General features: G+C 69.6%; 7 protein-coding genes. 5 read left to right on the top strand and 2 right to left on the bottom strand.

The annotated features are described in order from the left end of the window. Positions 1-26 precede the first annotated feature (26 nt). Positions 27-1,952: a branched-chain amino acid ABC transporter ATP-binding protein/permease gene (locus tag AC1DJH_RS23895; protein WP_472125779.1), complete on the top strand. Its 1,926-nt coding sequence runs from the start codon at positions 27-29 to the stop codon at positions 1,950-1,952. Between the two features lie 49 nt (positions 1,953-2,001). After that, positions 2,002-2,724, top strand: a complete 723-nt coding sequence (locus tag AC1DJH_RS23890) for an ABC transporter ATP-binding protein (protein ID WP_435440441.1) — start codon at positions 2,002-2,004, stop codon at positions 2,722-2,724. Here the strand turns inward: AC1DJH_RS23890 and AC1DJH_RS23885 are convergent. Then, entirely contained in the window at positions 2,721-3,650 is a 930-nt protein-coding gene (locus AC1DJH_RS23885) for an SMP-30/gluconolactonase/LRE family protein (RefSeq protein WP_478187390.1), read from the bottom strand. The two genes, AC1DJH_RS23890 and AC1DJH_RS23885, sit on opposite strands and share 4 nt — an antisense overlap. Before the next feature lie 155 nt (positions 3,651-3,805). Between AC1DJH_RS23885 and AC1DJH_RS23880 the strand changes: the two genes are divergently transcribed. Continuing rightward, positions 3,806-5,032 carry a PQQ-dependent sugar dehydrogenase gene (locus AC1DJH_RS23880; protein ID WP_478187389.1) on the top strand — a complete coding sequence of 409 codons (1,227 nt, stop codon included), beginning with the start codon at positions 3,806-3,808 and terminating at the stop codon, positions 5,030-5,032. 46 nt (positions 5,033-5,078) lie between these two features. On the opposite strand, the gene AC1DJH_RS23875 is transcribed toward AC1DJH_RS23880, so the two are convergent. Then, entirely contained in the window at positions 5,079-5,921 is an 843-nt protein-coding gene (locus AC1DJH_RS23875) for a dienelactone hydrolase family protein (protein ID WP_472125771.1), read from the bottom strand. Positions 5,922-6,268: 347 nt separating this feature from the next. On the opposite strand from AC1DJH_RS23875, the gene AC1DJH_RS23870 reads away from it, so the two are divergent. Both AC1DJH_RS23870 and AC1DJH_RS23865 read left to right on the top strand, forming a co-directional pair. Beyond that, positions 6,269-8,011 (top strand): ShlB/FhaC/HecB family hemolysin secretion/activation protein, encoded by a 1,743-nt coding sequence (locus AC1DJH_RS23870; RefSeq protein ID WP_472125768.1) that lies wholly within the window; start codon positions 6,269-6,271, stop codon positions 8,009-8,011. Between the two features lie 10 nt (positions 8,012-8,021). Beyond that, positions 8,022-18,071, top strand: coding sequence for a two-partner secretion domain-containing protein (locus tag AC1DJH_RS23865; protein WP_478187388.1), 10,050 nt, complete (start codon positions 8,022-8,024; stop codon positions 18,069-18,071). The last annotated feature ends 3 nt before the right edge of the window (positions 18,072-18,074 follow it).

Here is an 18,074-nt window from a genome sequence, read left to right as displayed (position 1 = left end):
AGCGCCTCGCCATGAATTCCGAAAAAATGAAAACCAGCCATCTGCTTCTTGCGGTCACCGGCGTGGCTGCGCTGCTGCTGTTCCCGATCGGCATCGACAACCCGTACTACATCCACCTGCTCGAGACCATCATGATCTACGCGATCCTGCTGTTCGGGCTCGACATCGTGGTGGGCTACACCGGCCAGGTCTCGCTGGGGCATGCCGGGCTGTTCGGCCTGGGCGCCTATGCCGCCGGCGTGCTCGTGTTCAAGCTTGCGATGCCGTTCTGGATCACGGTGCCGGTGGCCATCCTCGTCACGGCCGGCTTCGGCGCGCTGCTGGCCTTGCCGGCGCTGCGCGTGTCGGGGCCTTACCTCGCCATGGTCACGCTGGCCTTCGGCACCATCATCCAGATCCTCATCAACGAGATGGATTTCCTGACCAACGGCCCGATGGGCATCAAGCTCGAGAAGCCCGCGCTGTTCGGCCACAAGCTCGACGACCGCGAGTACTACTGGGTGGTGGCGGTGCTGATGGTGCTGGCGCTGGTGGTGGTGCACCGCATCCTGCGTTCGCACCTGGGGCGTGCCTTCGAGGCGCTGCGCGGCAGCCCGGTGGCCTCCGACTGCATGGGCGTGTCGGTCTATCGCTACAAGGTCTACGCCTTCGTCATCAGCGCCGGCTTCGCCGGGCTCGCGGGCTGCCTCTATGCCTACTCCGAGCAGTACATCTCGCCCAACTCCTACAACTTCGAGCTCACCGTGCTGTTCCTGCTGGCGGTGATCATGGGGGGACGCAAGAGCCGCATCGGGGCCATGCTCGGCGCCACCATCATCGTGCTGCTGCCCAAGCTGCTGGACGACGTGGTGCTGTTTCGCTACGTGTCGGTGGCGCTGGCCGTGCTGGTGCTGGTCTCCGCGGTGGTCGCGGTCCGGCGGCAGCGCGCCTCCCCCGTGCAGATGGCCATTCCCGTGGTCGGCAGCATCGCGCTGGCGGGCCTGGCCTTCTGGCTCGACGCCATGACCGACTGGCGGCTGTCGATCTTCGGCGTGATCATGCTGTTCGTCGTGTACTACCTGCAGGACGGCATCGTCGGCTTCGTGCGCAAGGCCTTCAACATGCGCCGGCCGGTGGCATCGCTCGCGGCAGCCGACGTCGTTGCGGCACCGGCCGACGCGGTGTCCATCGCCGCCCATGCCGGCGGCACCGAAGACGTGCTCGAGGCCTCCGGCGTGCTGATGCAGTTCGGCGGCCTGAAAGCGCTCAACAACGTCGACCTGCGCATCAAGCGCGGCACCATCCACGGCCTGATCGGACCCAACGGCTCCGGCAAGAGCACCATGATGAACGTGCTGACCGGCATCTACGTGCCCACGGCCGGCGCCATCTCCTTCGGCGGCCGTTCGCTGGTCGGGCGCACCTCGGCCGACATCGCGCTGTCGGGCATTGCGCGCACCTTCCAGAACGTGCAGCTGTTCGGCGAAATGACCGCGCTGCAGAACGTGCAGGTCGGCCTGCACCACAGCTTTGCGAGCAACCTGCTCGACGTGGCGGTGCACACGCCGCGCTACCGGCGCGAGAGCGCGGCCGCTGTGCAGCGCGGGCTGGGGCTTCTGAAGTTCGTCGGCCTCGAGGCGCTCGCCACCGAGGAGGCGCGCAACCTGCCCTACGGCAAGCAGCGCCTGCTGGAGATCGCGCGTGCGCTGGCGCTCGATCCGCAGCTGCTGCTGCTCGACGAGCCGGCCGCCGGGCTGACCGCGCCCGACATCAAGGAGCTGCTCGCCATCATCCGCAAGATCCGCGAGCACGGCGTGACCGTGATCCTGATCGAGCACCACATGGACGTGGTGATGAGCATGTGCGACACCGTCTCGGTGCTCGACTTCGGGCAGAAGATCGCCGAGGGGGAGCCAGCCCGCGTGCAGGCCGACGAGAAGGTGATCGAGGCCTACCTGGGCGGCACCGCATGACACGCGCCGAAATCACACGTGCAGCAAGCGCAAGCGCAGGAAACCCATCATGCTGAGCATTCAGAATCTCTTTGCGGGCTACGGCAAGGTGCAGGTGCTGCACGGCATCTCGATCGACGTGCCCAAGGGCAAGGTCGTGACGCTCATAGGCTCCAACGGCGCCGGCAAGACCACCACCATGCGGGCCGTCTCCGGAATGATCGCGCCCACCGCCGGCGAGATCACGCTCAACGGCAAGCGCATCGAGGGCCTGGAGTCGTACCACATCGCCAAGCTGGGCCTGGCGCATTCGCCCGAGGGACGGCGCGTGTTCGCGACCATGACCGTCACCGACAACCTCACGCTGGGCGCCTTCCCGCGCCTGACCGGCAGCCGCCCGCGCGGCGACGTGGCGGGCGACCTGGAGCGCGCGCTCGAACTCTTTCCGCGCCTGAAGGAGCGCCGCACGCAGTTGGCCGGAACGCTGTCGGGCGGCGAGCAGCAGATGCTCGCCATGGCGCGCGCCGTGATGCTGAACCCCGAGGTGGTGCTGCTCGACGAACCGTCGATGGGCCTGGCGCCGATCCTGGTGGCCGAGGTGTTCCGCATCATCGAGCGGCTCAAGAGCGAGGGCGTGACGATGCTGCTGGTGGAACAGTTCGCCGCCGCCGCGCTCGGCGTGGCCGACTACGGCTATGTGCTGGAGAACGGGCGCATCTCACTGCATGGACCGGCCGAGAAGCTGCGCAGCGACCCGGCCGTCAAGGCCGCCTACCTGGGCGGCGGGCATTAGGCGCCCGGCACGCTGACCTGCGTGTGCCAGATGGCGGCCTCGCGGGCGTCTTTTCTCATGTGCTCCAGGAAGTCGGGCGCCACGCACAGGAACAGCGTCCTGCCCTCCGCACCGCCCAGCGCGCAGGCAAAGACGCCCATCTCGCCGGTCGATATTTCCTGCAGCACACGCCCGCCTTCGGCCACGCGCAGCACGCGGTGGCCCACCGCGTCGGCGATCCAGGCGGCACCCTGCGCATCGAGCGCGGCGCCGTCGGGTGCCACCTTCAGCTGCGGGATGATCGATTCGAGGTCGTGCCCGTCCGGCAGGGCGCCGAACGTGGCCCAGTCGCGGCGCGGCCCCAGCATGCCGTCGGGCTGGATGTCGAAGGCCGAAATCCTGTTGCCGAAGGTTTCGTTCACGAGCAGCGTCTTGCCGTCCGGCGTGCACATCGCGCCGTTGGCGAAGTGCATGTCCTTGGCGACCACGGTCACGCGGCCGTCGGGGTCGACGCGGGCCAGCTGCGCCGTCTGCACCGGCGCACCGCCCATCAGGTCGAAGCCGAAGTTGCCGACGTAGGCGCGGCCTTGCGCGTCCACCGCCATGTCGTTGACGTGGCCGCCCGCGACCTCCGACAGGTCGGCGTGAACGGCCAGCCTGCCGTCGGCCTCGCGTCGCAGCAGCTTGCGATCGCGCATGGACACGATCAGCAGGCGTCCGTCGGGCAGCCAGCCCAGGCCCGAGGGCTGTTGCGGCACGTCGGCGATTTTCTCGACCTGGCCGTCCAGGCCGACGGCGATGACCTGGTGCGTGTAGAAGTCGGACACCCACAGCCGGCCTTCATGCCAACGGGGCGCCTCGAAATAGCTGTAGCCGGAAACCAGTGTGGAAAACGGGGCAGAAGGGACAGAAGGGGCAGAAGGGGCAGAAGGGCTGGTGGCGTTCATCGACGATGTCTCCTTGGTTGTGTTTGCCAACCAATCTACATCCGCTGCGCCCGGGCCCGCTCGGGATTTGCCCCTCCTGAGCGATGGCCCGGTGCTCGGCACTGCTTTCCAGGTCGCCAGATACTCCTCGGACTATCTCCACTGACGAGCGAAGCATGCAATTCCCGAAATTCGGACTCATCCCTGGGCTGCTCCTCGGTGCAGCGCCCGTGGTTGCGCAGATCAACGCCGGCGCGCTGCCCCCCACCCCATCGCCGCCGTTCAAGCTCACGAAGGTCGCGCAGTTCGATCTGCCATGGCGCATCGCCTTCCTGCCGGACGGACGCATGCTCGTCACCGAGAAGACCGGCAGGCTCCACCTCACGACCCCGTCCGGGCAGAAGCTCGAAGTCGCTGGCGTGCCGCCGGTGCTGTCCCAAGGCCAGAACGGCCTGCTCGGCGTGTACCTGGCCCCCTCCTATTCGAGCGACGGGGCGATCTACCTGACCTATTCGGAGCCCGGGCAGGACCCGGGCACCTCGAGCCTGGCGCTCGCCCGCGCGACGCTCAGGATTGGCGCCGGCACCGCCTCGCTCGAGGACCTGAAGGTCGTCTGGCACGACCCGATCAAGGGCAAGGGGGGCCAGGTCGGCGCGGCCGTGGCCTTTTCGCCGGACCAGAAATTTCTCTTCCTCACGGCCGGCGACCGGCAGCGCTTCAGCCCCGCCCAAGACCCGAACCAACCGGCCGGCAAGATCCTGCGGCTGACCCTGGACGGCAAGCCCGCACCCGGCAACCCGATGGAGGGCAAGACCGGCGCACGGTCAGTGCCGGTGATCGATCCGCCAAGAGACACGGAGGCCGCCAAAACCGCGCCTGTGGTGCGCACCCATGTTTTCGACGGCCCGAACCTGACGCCGTCCGAAACGTGGACCTCGGGCCATCGCACGCCCTACGGCCTCGCGTTCGCGCCCGATGGCCGCCTTTGGGAGCTCGAGCATGGGCCGCGCGGCGGCGACGAACTCAACCTGATCGAGCCGGGCAAGAACTACGGTTGGCCGCTCGTCTCCTATGCGGTGAACTACGACGGCGTGCCCATTGCAAGCCCCGACACGCGCCCCGACCTGGCCAAGCCGGCAATCTACTGGACGCCTGTCCTCGCGCCCGGCAACCTGATGTTCTACAGCGGCGCGATGTTTCCGCAGTGGAAGGGCTCGGCGTTCGCGCCCGGTCTCGCCAGCCGTGCCCTGCACCGGATCGAGGTGCGCGGCGCGACCGCGACGCCGGCAGAGCACTGGACGGTGGGCTTTCGCGTTCGCGACGTCGAGCAGGCGCCGGACGGCGCGCTGTGGTTGATCGAGGACGACCACGAGGGCGGCTTGTATCGGCTCACGCCGAAGTAGTCACGTCGAGGTCGTCAAGCCCACCTTGTGGGTGGGCTTGCCGCGATCAGGCCAGCGCCGTGCCGAATGTGGCCAGCAGGCGCGTCCAGGCGCGTTCGGATTGGGCCGCGTTGTAGACCTGTGTGTCGGGCGGGCACCAGCCGTGGGCCGCCGGGTACACCTCCACCTCGGCTGGCAGCTTCGCGGCGTCGAACGCCGCGCGAAGCGTGACCTTGGCTTCGGGGTCTTTGGTGTCGTCGTTCTCGGCCACTGCAATCAGGTAGCGCGCCTGCGTCTGGGCCACCAGGCGATGGGGGCTGTCGGGCGCCGCGGTCACCATGGCGGCGCCGTGGAAGGTTCCGACCGCGCCCACGCGGCCGGGCGCCACGGAGGCAGTGCGCACCGCGATCGGGCCGCCCATGCAATAGCCGGTCGTGCCCAGCTTGCGCGCCTTGTCCACCTCGCGTTGGGCATCGAGCCAGGCCACGAAGGCTTTGCCGTCGCTCAGGTGCATGGCCGGCGTGAGGGCCTGCATCAGCGGCATCACCTCGGCGATGGGCGTCTGGCCGCCCTGCGCCGCGGTGGGCGCTTTCTTCTGCCTGTAGAAGGGGTTCACCACCAGCACGCTGTACCCCGACTCGGCCAGCCGCCGACCCATCTGCCTGAAAGCAGGGCGAAGGCCGAAGATGTCGGGCCATACCAGCACGCCGGGTGCCGGGCCCGATGTGGGCGCGACAAAGTATGCGTCGCAGCTGCCATCTGCGGTGGTGATGATCACCTCGCGCTCGGCCACGGCCACCGCGTTGGCCACGCTGGGCAACGCGGTCAGCAGGCCGGCGGATGCGGCCAAGGCACCGAAGTCGCGGCGGGTGTACTTCTTGAGCTCTTCCTGGTCGTTCAGATCACACACGATGGGTTTACCTTATTTGATTGACGTCAAACGTCAGCTTTTGCCATGAATCGGGGCGGCTAGCAAGCAGGCAGGTTTTCCCCTGACGCCCGGCGCCTGAAAGGCATTCAGGGAGCCCCAAAGCGGCGGCAGATCTGATAACGCCAGGAACGTCCACGGCCGAACGCTCGCGGACGGCGGACGACGCAAATGCCTGCCGTCCGGTGTAGCTATGGATAGCGACATACACGCTGTCAACAAATTCTCACAATTTAGAACTTATCGCTAAGCAGTCCACCGACCCCGCACGCCCGTGCGCTGGTTGTCCGCCTTTGCAAGTGGGCTCTCGATTCATCTGTGAGACGCTCATGAAGAAGCCGCAGCCATCGGCGACGGGGTTCCCCCGCGCATCTGCCATCGGCCTTGCCGCACTGGTCTGCACGCTGACCGCGCCCGCAGCCTTGGCGCAGGGCGTCCCACCCGCAGTGCTCCGGCAGAACGACACCGTGCAACGCCAGCTCGAGGACCGTCTGCGCGAAGAACAGGACCGGGCCCGCAATGCCGTGCCGGCGCGTCCGAACACAGAGCCGCAGACCGAGGCGCCGCGCACCACCGTGCCCGATCTCGGCGGCTGCCGCGACATTCAGCGCATCGCGATCGAAGGTGCAACGCAACTTCCCGCGGCGCTGCGCCAGCAGATCGACACCGACCATGCCGGCCAGTGTCTCGACTCCAAGAAGCTCGAGAACATTCTCGCCCTCATCACCAAGAGCTACATCGACCAGGGCCTGATCACCAGCCGCGCGTACCTGCCGGCGCAGGACCTGCGCACAGGGACGCTGACGATCCGCGTGGTGGAGGGGCGGATCGAGAAATACGAGCTGGACGCCACGCGTCCGGGCGGCGTTTCGCTGTCCGGCGCCTTTCCGGCGGCGCCCGGCGAACTGCTGAACCTTCGCGATCTCGAACAGGGCACCGATCAACTCAACCGCCTCGGCTCGAACAGCGCCACGCTCGATGTGCGCCCCGGCCAGCAGCCTGGCGAAAGCGTCGTCGTCGTGCGCAACCCCTCGCGTTTGCCGGCTCGACTGTTCCTGTCGGCTGACAACCTGGGCACGCCGGCCACCGGCCGCGACAGCCTGACGGGCACGTTGAGCCTGGACAGCCTGCTCGGCCTGAACGAACTCATTGCGATCACGCAGCGCAACTCGGTGCCTCACGACGCGGACCACCGCTCCAGGGCCACGGCCCTGCTGCTGTCGGTGCCGTGGGGCTACTGGAACGTCGGCGCCGACCTGAGTCGCACCAGCTACGGCAACCGCATCACGCAAGCCAGCGGCAACACCCTGCTCGCCGAGGGCCGCACCGACACTGTCGGCCTGACGGTCGACAGGGTGCTGTTGCGCAATGCCGGCAGCCGCCTCAGTGCGAGCGCGCGCATCGGCACACAGGACACGACCAGCTACGTCGGCGGCGAGCTGTTGGGAGTCGCCAGCCGCAAGCTCGCCATGTCGGACCTGAGCCTGAGCGGCTTTGTCGCGCTGGGCGGCGGCGTGCTGAATGGCCGCCTGGCCTGGGCGCATGGCCTGAAGGGCCTGGGCGCACTGCACGACCCCGCGGGCCTGGCGCGCGACCAGCCGCATGCGCAGTTCGACAAGCTCAATGTCGACCTGGGCTTCGACCGCCGCTTCAAGCTGGCCGATACCACCTTCGCCTGGTCCAGCCAGTTCAGCGCCCAGCGGGCTTTCGACACGCTCTATGGCTCGCAGCAATTCCTGATCGGCGGTCCGGGCAGCGTGCGCGGTTCGCTCGTCAACACGCTGAGCGGCGACAACGGCGTGCTGTGGCGCAACGAACTCGGCGTGCCCTTCGCGCAGAAAGTCGGCGACGTGCCGGTGGTGGGACGCGGCTACATCGGCCTGGACGTGGGGCGCGTGAGCAATCGCGCCGCGGGCGTGCCCTCGGGCTCGATGTCGGGCGCGACCGTCGGTGTGTCGTTGCAGGCGGCGGGCGCGAGCGTGGACCTGTTCGTCTCGCGCGCCATCCGGTTGCCCACCGGCATGCGCCGCGAGTCCACGCAAGTCGGCTTGCGTCTTTCCTATTCCCTCTGAGGTGCTTGCCATGAATCACATCTATCGCGTTGTCTGGAATGCAGGCCTGGGCCTGTGGACAGCGGCCTGCGAGACTGCCCGCGGCAAGGGAAAGAGCGCGAGCACCGCGATGCTGAGCGCCGCCGCCGCCGGCCTGCTGCTGCCGGCGCTCGCCCACGCACAGGCGCAGCCCTCGGCCGTGCCCGCGGGCGGCGCATTGCGCGCCTTTCTCGCGCCCAACGGCGCGACCGTGGTCAACATCAACGCGGCCAATGCGGCCGGGCTCTCGCACAACCAGTACCAGAGCTTCAACGTCAACGCCGCCGGCCTGGTGCTCAACAACGGCAACGCGGCGCAGGCTGCCTGGGCCTCGGTGCTGGCCAACGGGCAGGTGGCGGCCAACCCGAACCTCGGCGCGGCGGCGCGCATCATCCTCAACGAGGTGACCTCGAACAACCGCAGCACGCTCGCCGGCTTCACCGAAGTGCTCGGCGGCCGCGCCGACGTGGTGCTGGCCAATCCCTACGGCATCACCTGCTCGGGCTGCGGCTTCCTCAACACCGACCGCGTGACGCTCACCACCGGGCTGCCGACGCTCAACGCGGACGGCAGCCTGCGCGGCTTCTCGGTCCAGCAAGGCGACATCCTCGTCAACGGAGGCGGGCTCAACGCGACGGCGCAGCAGATCCTCGACCTGGTGGCACGCACGGTGCGCATCGATGGCGCGGTGCGCACCGGCGACCTGGGCATCACTGCCGGCACCAACCAATGGGACTACGCCAGCCGTGCCGTCACCGGCAACGCGGGCGCTGCGGGCGGCGCCGGCAGCTACGCCATCGACAGCACCGCGCTGGGCGGCATGTACGCCAACCGCATCCGCATCGACGCCACCGAAGCCGGTGTCGGCGTGCGCATGCTGGGCGAAGCGGCGGCCACGGCCGACGACTTCACGCTCACGGCGGCGGGCCGCATCGAACTGGTGAATCGCATCTCGGCGCAGCGCGACATCGCGATCGCCGCCACCGGGGCGGCCGCGTCGACGATCGCGCTGTCGGGTGGCAGCCTCACGGCCAACCGCGACATTGCGGTCGCGGCCGAGCAAGGGGCGATCGCCATCGACAGCAGCCAGCTCGTCGCCGGCCAGGACCTGCGCGTGACCACCGCGGCCACCGACCCGCGCGCGCTCACGCTGGCGCTCAGCGACAGCCGATTCGGCGCGACGCGCGATGCGATCGTCTCCGGCGGACTGGGCAACGCGCTGCTCACGCGCAGCAGTGTCCAGGCCGGCAACAACCTCGACGCGGGCGCGGGCACCGTCGCGCTGGGCGACGGCGTGGTGCTGCAGGCCGGCAACGCGCTGGCCGCGCGCGCGACGGTGGGCGACCTCGGCCTGGGCACTGCCGCCATCGTGGCCACCAACGGCATCCGGCTCGACAGCGCCGGCGCGACGCGGATCGCGGCCAGCAGCAATGGCGGCGTGGAAAGCATCAGCGGCGACATCGCCATCAACGCGGGCCGGGTCCTCGACAACGCGGGCATCGTCACCGCCGACGCGGGCAGCCTCGCGGTGCGCGCCGGCATCGCCCTCACCAACAGCGGCACGCTCCATGCCGGCCGCGATCTCTCGCTGGCCGATGCCTCGGGCGGCGCAAGCCAGAGCGTCGACAACACCGGCCTCATGCTCGCCGGCCAGGCGCTGAATGCGCAGGCGTCGACGCTGACCAACAGCAACGTGATGCAGTCCGGCGGCACGCAGACCCTGGCCGTCGGCCTGCTGGACAACAGCGCCAAGGTCATCGGGGGCGCCGGCCTCGGCATTCAGGCAGGCAGCATCGACAACAGCGGCTACCTGCAGGCCACGGCGGGCGACAACAGCGTCGCCGCGACGGACGTGACGAACCGCGGCGCGGGTGCAATCTATGCCGTGGCCGGGTCGCTGGGCATGACGCTCGCCGGCACGCTCGACAACAGCGGCTACGTGGGCGCCGCGCAGACCGCCCGTGTCCAGGCCGACAGCATCGCGAACCGGGCCGGCGCCGACATCGGCAGCGGCCAGGGCGCGGTGATCCTCACCACCGCCAAGACGCTCGACAACGCCGGCACCGTGCTGGCCGAGACGGGCGGCGCGACGCTCACGGCCGGCGGCCTGCTCACCAACAGCGGCAACCTTGCCGCGAAGCAGGCGTTGACGGTGCAGGCCGGCGGCCTGGTCAACACCGCCACCGGCTATGTGGTCAGCGACAGCGGCACCGTCGCCCTCGGCTCGACCGGCGCGCTCGCCAACGACGGCGAGATCGTCGCCACCAACGGCGCGGTGCAGCTCGATGCGACCGGCGCGCTGACCAACAACAGCTTCGTCACGGCCGCGCTGAATCTGGGCGCGCGGGCGGGCAGCATCGCCAACACGGCGAGCGGCAACCTCGTCAGCACGAACGGCAACGTGGCGCTGGCCAGCACCGGCACGCTTGCCAACGACGGCGTGGTCGCGGCGCGCGCGGGCCGGCTCTCGCTCGACGCGGGCGACACGCTTGTCAACAACGGCGACCTCGCGGCGCAGCAGGACCTGGGCGCGCAGGCGCGCGCGCTCACCAACCGGGGCAACATCGTGAGCGACCAGGGCGCCGTCGCGCTCGAGACCCGGGACACGCTCTACAACGGCGGCACCCTCGCGGCCAACACAGGAAACGTCACGCTGCGCAGCCAGAACACCGTGCAGAACGAAGGCACGGTCAGCGCTGCGCAAGACCTCGCCATCGCCGGTTCAGGCGCGGGCGCGGCGAACCAGCTCCTGAACGCTGGCACCGGCAGCCTGCTGGCCGGCGGCCGCATGACGATTGCCAGCAACAGCGTGACCAATGCCGGCAAGGCCTGGATCCAGGCCACCGACGGCAGCACGGTGACAGGCAACTTCGTCGACAACGCCGGCACCTGGCTGCTGTCCACACAGGCAGGCGCCGTCGACGACGCGCTGGCCATCGGCGCGAACACGAACAACAGCGGCACGCTGCAGAGCGAGCGCAACCTCGGCATGAGCGGCAACCTGACGAACAGCGGCACGGTCTCCGCCGTCGGCAAGCTGAGCGTCAACGCACCCGCCGGCGCGATCGACAACCAGGCCGGCGCCACGATCCAGGCCGGCCAGGCGCTGAGCCTGGCGAGCAGCGGCAGCCTGAGGAACGGCGTGGGCGCCTCGATCGCCGGCAACAGCGTGGCGCTGAGCTCCAGCGGCACGGCCTTCGAGCCCAACGGGCTGGTCAACCAGGGCACCGTCAACGCGCGGGACGGCGGCGTCACGCTGCGCGTGAACGGCACCATCGCCAACAGCGGCACCATCTACGGCAAGCAGCTGGTCGACATTGCCGACCGCGCCGGCACCGCCAGCGAGTCGCTGGACAACAGCGGCGCCATCTACAGCGACAACACCCTGACCCTGCAGGGCGCGGCGCTGGGCAATGCGGCCGGCGGGCGCATCGAGTCGGCCAGGGGCACCACGATCACCGGCGCGAGCCTGCGCAACGACGGCGTGTGGCTGCTCGGCTCCAGGGACGCGAGCTCGTACTCCTACGTCACGCTCACCGGCGCGCTGACCAACACGCGCGACATCCAGACCGTGGGCCATGCCGCCTTCGGCGTGGGCACGGTCGAGAACGCGCAGCGCGCGGGCGACCCGGCCGGCAACGCGACGATCGTCGCGGGCGGCAACCTGACCCTCAGCGCCAATGCCGACACCGGCGCGGCGGACAGCTTCGTCAATGCCGGCACCCTGCAGGCCGGCGGCACGCTCAAGGCCGACTCGCTGGGCGGCATGCGCAACAGCGGCGCCGCCAGCCTGATGCTGGGCGACCGGCTGGATCTCGAGTCGCGCAACACACTGCAGAACGAAGGCACGATCCAGAACGGCAGTTCGGCATCGGGCAGCGTGTTCGCGGTCGGCAACATCACCAACTCCGGCACGATCACATTCGGCACGGCGCCTTCCGGCTACGCGGAACTCTCGGGCGCGCGCATCGACAACAGCGGCACGCTGCAATCGGCCGGCGACCTGGGGCTGCGTGTCGGCGTCGCCGGCGTGCACGGCAACGGCAGCATCGTGAGCGAGGGCGATCTGTCGATCGTCACCCGCGCCGGTGGCGACTTTTTCGACTACACACCCGAAGGAAAGCTCTACGCCGCGGGCACCTTCAAGCTCGTCGGCGCGAACCTCCTGCTCGGCGACGGCCAGCAACTGGCCGCCAATGCGATGGACTTCAGCCTGCACAGCCTCACGCTCGGCAAGGGCGCCGTGCTGCAGACCAGCGGCGCGATGGGCATCAGCACCGAAACGCTGACGCAGGCGGACAGCACGAGCCGGATCATGGCCTCGATGGGCAGCCTGGAGACCGGCGCGCTGAACTACAGCGGCCTGTCCGTGACCGGCCCGGGCGGCTTCAACAACATCGGGCTGATCTTCTCGGCCAGCAATTTCAGCCTGAGCGGAACCTCGATCACGAACACCAGCACCGGCGGCATCGCGGCGCTGGGCGACCTGACCGTCAACGCCACCACGGGCAACCTGCTGAACCAGGGCGCCCTGTATGCGGGCGGCACGCTCTACGGCCAGGCCGCCGCCGGCACGATCACCAACGCGGCCACGACGACCCAGTACCTGGGCACGATGGACGCGGGCACCGGCATCGCGCTGAGCGCGAAGACCATCGTCAACAACAGCACCATCAGCACGCCGGGCACCGTCAGCCTAACGGCCACGACGATCCGCAACGAGGTGCTGGGCGGTGACACGCGGCAGACCAACCTGACCTACGGCCAGGAGGTGCTCATCTCCCAACCCAACGTGCTGCCGGCCGTCTATCGGACGGTGTGGTCGTCGGCGCCGGGCTATGCGACGACGCCGGGCATCAAGGCGCAGATCACCGCGGGCTCGGTCGTGGCGCGGTTCAACAAGTTCTTCAACCTCGGGGCGGTGCTGTCGGCCAACAACCTGAGCCTGACGGGCCAGGGCGCGGCGGCGGCATTCACCAATGACGCGCTCGCGTTGCCCGCCGCTTCGAACGGCTCGACCTACTACTACCAGTCCAACGGACAATGGTTCTCCGGATGCCTGACGCTTTGTGCCTTCCCGGGGACGAAAGCCTGGGCCACGAAGGAAGAGGCCATGTTCAACGGCCGGATACTGCCGGCCACGCCCCCGAGCGGCATCGCCGTGGGCGGCGGTGTCTACGCCGACACCCTCACCGGCAGCGGCTTCGAGCTCATCAACAACGGCCTGAGCACGCCCGCGCCGACCGCGCAGAACCTGAAGGCGATGACGGCCGGCCCGGCGAATGCGGTGACCACCAAGCAGGCGCCCACGACGACCGCGGTCGCCGTGGGCACCGGCTCGTCCACCTCGGTGAGCGGCGGCACCGTTGCCACCGGCCAGGCCGCCGCCCCCACCGGCGGCGCGAGCACCGCCAGCGGCCGCGCGCCCGCCTCCGGCACCGTGGCCGCCGGCGGCACCGCCACCATCCGGCCGGTGACGGCCGGCACGCTGGCCGCCAACGCGGCCAACGGTGTCTCGGGCACCTCGTTCGGGGGCATCCGCATCACGCTGCCGACCAACCCCAACGGCTTCTTCGTGATCGCGCGGGATCCGGATGCGCGCTACCTGGTGCAGAGCAACCCGCTGTTCCAGGTCGCGCCCACGACGCTCGGCTCCGACTACCTCGCAGGCCTGCTCGGCTTCAGCCCCGACCAGACCGTGCTGCGCCTGGGCGACGCGAGCTACGAGGCCTTCCTGGTCAAGCAGCAGCTGATCGCGCGCACCGGCGAGGACGTGCTCGACGGCTACCAGAACGCCGGCGCCCAGATGCAGGGCCTGATGGACAGCGCCGCCCAGCAGAGCACCGACCTGAAGCTCACCTACGGCGTGGCCCTCACGCCGGAGCAGCAGGCATCGCTCAAGCACGACATGGTGTGGATGGTGGCGACCGAGATCAGCGGCAAGGTCGTGCTCGCGCCCGTGGTGTACCTGTCGGCCGCGACGAAGAACAGCGTGCTCCAGGGCAGCGTGATCTCGGTGAAGGACGCCAACCTGAACCTCACCGCGCTCACCAACACCGGCGGCACCATCGTTGCGTCGAACACGCTGAAGGTGGTCGCGGTGGGCGACATCCAGAACGTGTCGGGCACCATCAAGGCCGCGAACGTGGCGCTGGCCTCGACGGCCGGCAACATCGTCAACCGCACCACGGCGGTGACCAGCGGCAATGCGAAGAACAGCAGCACGCAGATCGGCAAGACCGCCACCATCGAGGCCACCGATTCACTGGTGCTGAGCGCCAAGCGCGACATTCTGGTGACCGGCGCCAAGGTCTCGGCCGGCGGCGACGCGGTGCTGGCGGCCGGCGGCAACATCGCCTTCGACACCATCCAGGACAAGAGCAGCAACACCACGGTCAAGCGCTCGTCGAGCATCTTCGGTTCCAGCAAGAAGACCACCACCGTCACCACCGTGAAGCAGGTCGGATCGCAGCTGGAGGTGGGCGGCGATCTTGCGATGGCCGCGGGCCGCGACATCACGATCGCGGGCAGCCAGGCGAAGGTGGCCGGCAATGCCGTGCTGCAGGCCGGCAACAACGTCGACATCGTCTCGCGGGACAACACCACGACCACCGACATCAGCAGGAAGCGCTCGGGCATCGGCGTGGGTGGCGCTGCCTTCGGCGTGCAGAAGACGACCATCAACAACACCTCGACCCGCAACAACGGCGGCAGCATGGAAGTCGGCGGCGACGGCGCTGTGGTGGCCGGCCGCGACGTGACGCTGCAGGGCTCGGTGCTGGCCATCGCCAAGGACGGCTACGTGGCGGGCACCAACGTCAACGTGCTGGCCGGCACCAACAGCGATACATCGCACCGGCGCGACGTGACCACCGGCATCGGCAAGATCGTCGGCTCCAACCAGGCCGGCGGCAGCGTCGGCGGGCCTTCGACCGGCACCAGCACCGATGCGGGCACGGTGGCCGCAGCCGGCGCCGGCAAGGGCGCCGCGCAGGCCAACGCGGGTGCGGGTGCCGGCGGCGGCGCCAATGCCTCGGCCGGCGTGGCGGCGGTCTCGCACGAGATCAAGGTCACGGACACCAGCGACACGCGCAACCTCGCCTCGGTGATCCACATCGGCGGCAACGGGCAGATCGACGCCAGCGGCACGGTGACGCTCAAGGGCTCCAACGTGGCGTCGGACGGCAACCTCGTCGTCAACGCGAACCGGCTCGACGTGCTGGCCGGGCAGGACACCCGAAGCTCGCACACCAACGTCAACACCAGCAACGTCGGGCTCATGAGCAGCACCGGCAACCAGGGCTCGGGCGGCGCCACGGCGAACGCCTCGGCATCGGGCCAGGGCATGCCGGGCGGCAACGCGAGTACAGACGCCAACCTGGGCGCGTCGACCGACAACCGCGTGAGCTACATGGAGCAGTCCATCGTCGACACGAAGACGCGCGAGGTCGTGCACGTCGGCTCGAACCTCACGGCGGGCAAGGGCCTGCAGGCCAAGGTCAACGACACGATGACGGTGGAAGGCTCGCGCGTGGCCTCCGGCGGCGACATGGTGCTGAAGGCCGGCAACCTCATCACCCGGGCGGCCGAGGACGTGCGCGAGACGAAGGTCGACAGCATGCAGACCGCCAGCGGCTTCTACGCCAGCGCCGGCGGCAGCGCCGACACGCAGACCAGCGCGGCGACCGGCGCCGGCACGGCCGTGGGATCGACGGCCGCCGCGGGTGTGCACGGCGAGGTCGGCTCGTACACCAACATCGTGCTGTCGAACAGCGCGACGACGGACACCCGGGCCAGCGTGTCGAAGATCGAAGCGGGCGGCAACCTGATGCGCACCGCGCGCGACACCATCGCCGACGTCGGGACCGACATCCTGGTGAAGGGCGACCTGAACCAGTCGGCCGACAAGATCCTGAGCAGCGCCGCCCGGGACACGCACAGCAGCAGCGCCGGCAGCACGACCTTCGAGACCAAGACCGGCTTCTACGCCGAGTCGAGCGCGAACGCGCAGGCCCAGGGCCGCGCGGAGCAAAAGGGCCAGGCGACGACCAAGCTGGACCCCGATGCGAATACGCCGGCCAAACCCACGGTCAAGCCGGGCACGACCGTTCCCGGTACGGGTGCCGGGACAGCCGGAACCACCGGGACTGCAGGGACTGCCGGCACCGCCGGTACGGGCGCAGTGCCGACCGCCGCAACCGGCGCCGGCGCCACCGCAGCCGCGGCCGCCCCCGCCGCCGCGCCGGCGGCGCCGGGCGCAGCGCCGTCGGACACCGGCTCCGCCAACCAGGTGAGCAAGGGCAATTCCGGACTGGGCGCGGGTGCCATGGCCGGCGCGGGCATCACGATGACGCTCGATGTGGGCACGGCGAACGACGCTTCGTCGAGCAGCACCGCGCGCCGGGGCACCATCCAGGTCGGCGGCAGCGTCAACAGCAAGTCGAACAACGAGACCGTGTTCGAAGGCACGAAGATCGAGGCGGGCAAGGGCGTGAACATCGAGGCCGGCTCGCTCGACTTCAAGGCTGCCAGCAATGCCACCCGCAACGACAGCATGGCCGCCGGCGCCGGCGGCGCGTTCAGCGTCGACCTCGTGAACTCGACCGGCACCGCGAGCGGTTACGGCAACTACAACCAGTCGGGCGCCAAGACCAACACGGCAGTGGCAGGCAGCATCCAGGCGGGCACGGGCGGCGTCAACATCGTGACGCGCAACGACACGCGCATGGAAGGCACGACGATCTCGGCCTCGGGACCGGTGAACATCGCCGCGGGCGGGGCACTGAAGATCGATGCCGCGCGCGACACCTTCGAGACCGGCACCCGTTCCGCCGGCGCAACGGCTTCCGCGACCGCCGGCGCCGACCAGGTCAGCGCGAGCGCCAGCCTCGACTACGGGCAGTCGAACACCTCGGGCCGGCGCGACCGGGTTGCCGCCATCGCCAGCGGCCAGGGCGTGACGCTGAAATCCGGCGGCGACACCACGCTGGTCGGCACGCAGGTGACCGCGGGCGGCGACATCAAGGTGGCGGCCGGCGGCAACCTGGACATCCAGGCCGCGAGCGGCAAGACCGACAGCAGCGCGGTCCAGGTGTCGGTGGCGGCCACGGTCGGCGGCGGCGCCCAGGGCGTCGGCGGCGGCGCGTCGGCCTCGGGCGGCGTGGAGATGTCCAAGAGCGACACCGCCACTGGCGCCACCTTCGACAGCAAGGGCGGCAAGGTCGGCTTCAGCTCGGGCGGCGACACCACGATGACGGGTACGCAGGCCAGCGGGGTGGCACCGACGTCGGTGGAGGCTGGCGGCAATGTCGTCATGAAGGACGCGGTCAGCACGACCAAGGGCTTTGCCTTCGGCGCGCAGTTCGCCGCGGCCGGCGCGAGCGAGGACACGGAGAAGAAGGGCACGCGGCCGAAGACCGACGGCGGTACGGCAGCACCGGCGGCACCGGCAGCACCGGTGGCAACGCCAGCTACCACGACGACAACGACGGCCACGACGACCAAGCCGACCACGCCGACCACGCCAGCCACAACGCCGGCAACCACGCCGGTCCCGGCGCCCAAGCCCGCCGCGACCGCTGCCAGCACCGCGTCTGCGGCACCCGCGCCCGCCGGCGCACCGGCGGCCTCGACGCCCCCCGTGGCCGGCGCCCCCCTGCCGCCCGAGACGGAGAAGACCATCACCAACCAGCAACTCACCGGCGGCAACGGCTCCGGCACCTTCAACGTCGACGTGCAGAACGACAAGAGCAGGCAGCAGACCAACCTGGGCGCGATGACGGTCGTCTCCAACACCCGGAGCGGGGCGGCGAACGTGACCGCCCAGGTGCCGCTGCCGAGCCAGCTGCCCAAGGGCACGCGCGCCACGGCCACCATGACCGATGGCAAGCCGCTGCCGTCGTGGCTCAGCTTCGACGCGAAGACCGGCATGGTCACGGGCACGCCGCCTGCGGGCTTCAAGGGCGACATCCAGGTGATCGTGAACGTGCCGCAGTCGAACGGGTCTGTCGCACACACGCCGTTGACGATGTCGGTCAAGTAGAAG

The organism is Variovorax sp. 10N412 (assembly GCF_056394985.1).
The sequence above is the reverse complement of the archived record's forward strand: the minus strand, read 5'-3'. Positions and strand labels throughout refer to the sequence as shown.

Coding starts and splice junctions, on each gene's coding strand:
- AC1DJH_RS23895 (WP_472125779.1), top strand. CDS start 27: ATGAAAACCAGCCATCTGCTTCTTGCGGTCACCGGCGTGGCTGCGCTG.
- AC1DJH_RS23890 (WP_435440441.1), top strand. CDS start 2,002: ATGCTGAGCATTCAGAATCTCTTTGCGGGCTACGGCAAGGTGCAGGTG.
- AC1DJH_RS23885 (WP_478187390.1), bottom strand. CDS start 3,650: ATGAACGCCACCAGCCCTTCTGCCCCTTCTGCCCCTTCTGTCCCTTCT.
- AC1DJH_RS23880 (WP_478187389.1), top strand. CDS start 3,806: ATGCAATTCCCGAAATTCGGACTCATCCCTGGGCTGCTCCTCGGTGCA.
- AC1DJH_RS23870 (WP_472125768.1), top strand. CDS start 6,269: ATGAAGAAGCCGCAGCCATCGGCGACGGGGTTCCCCCGCGCATCTGCC.
- AC1DJH_RS23865 (WP_478187388.1), top strand. CDS start 8,022: ATGAATCACATCTATCGCGTTGTCTGGAATGCAGGCCTGGGCCTGTGG.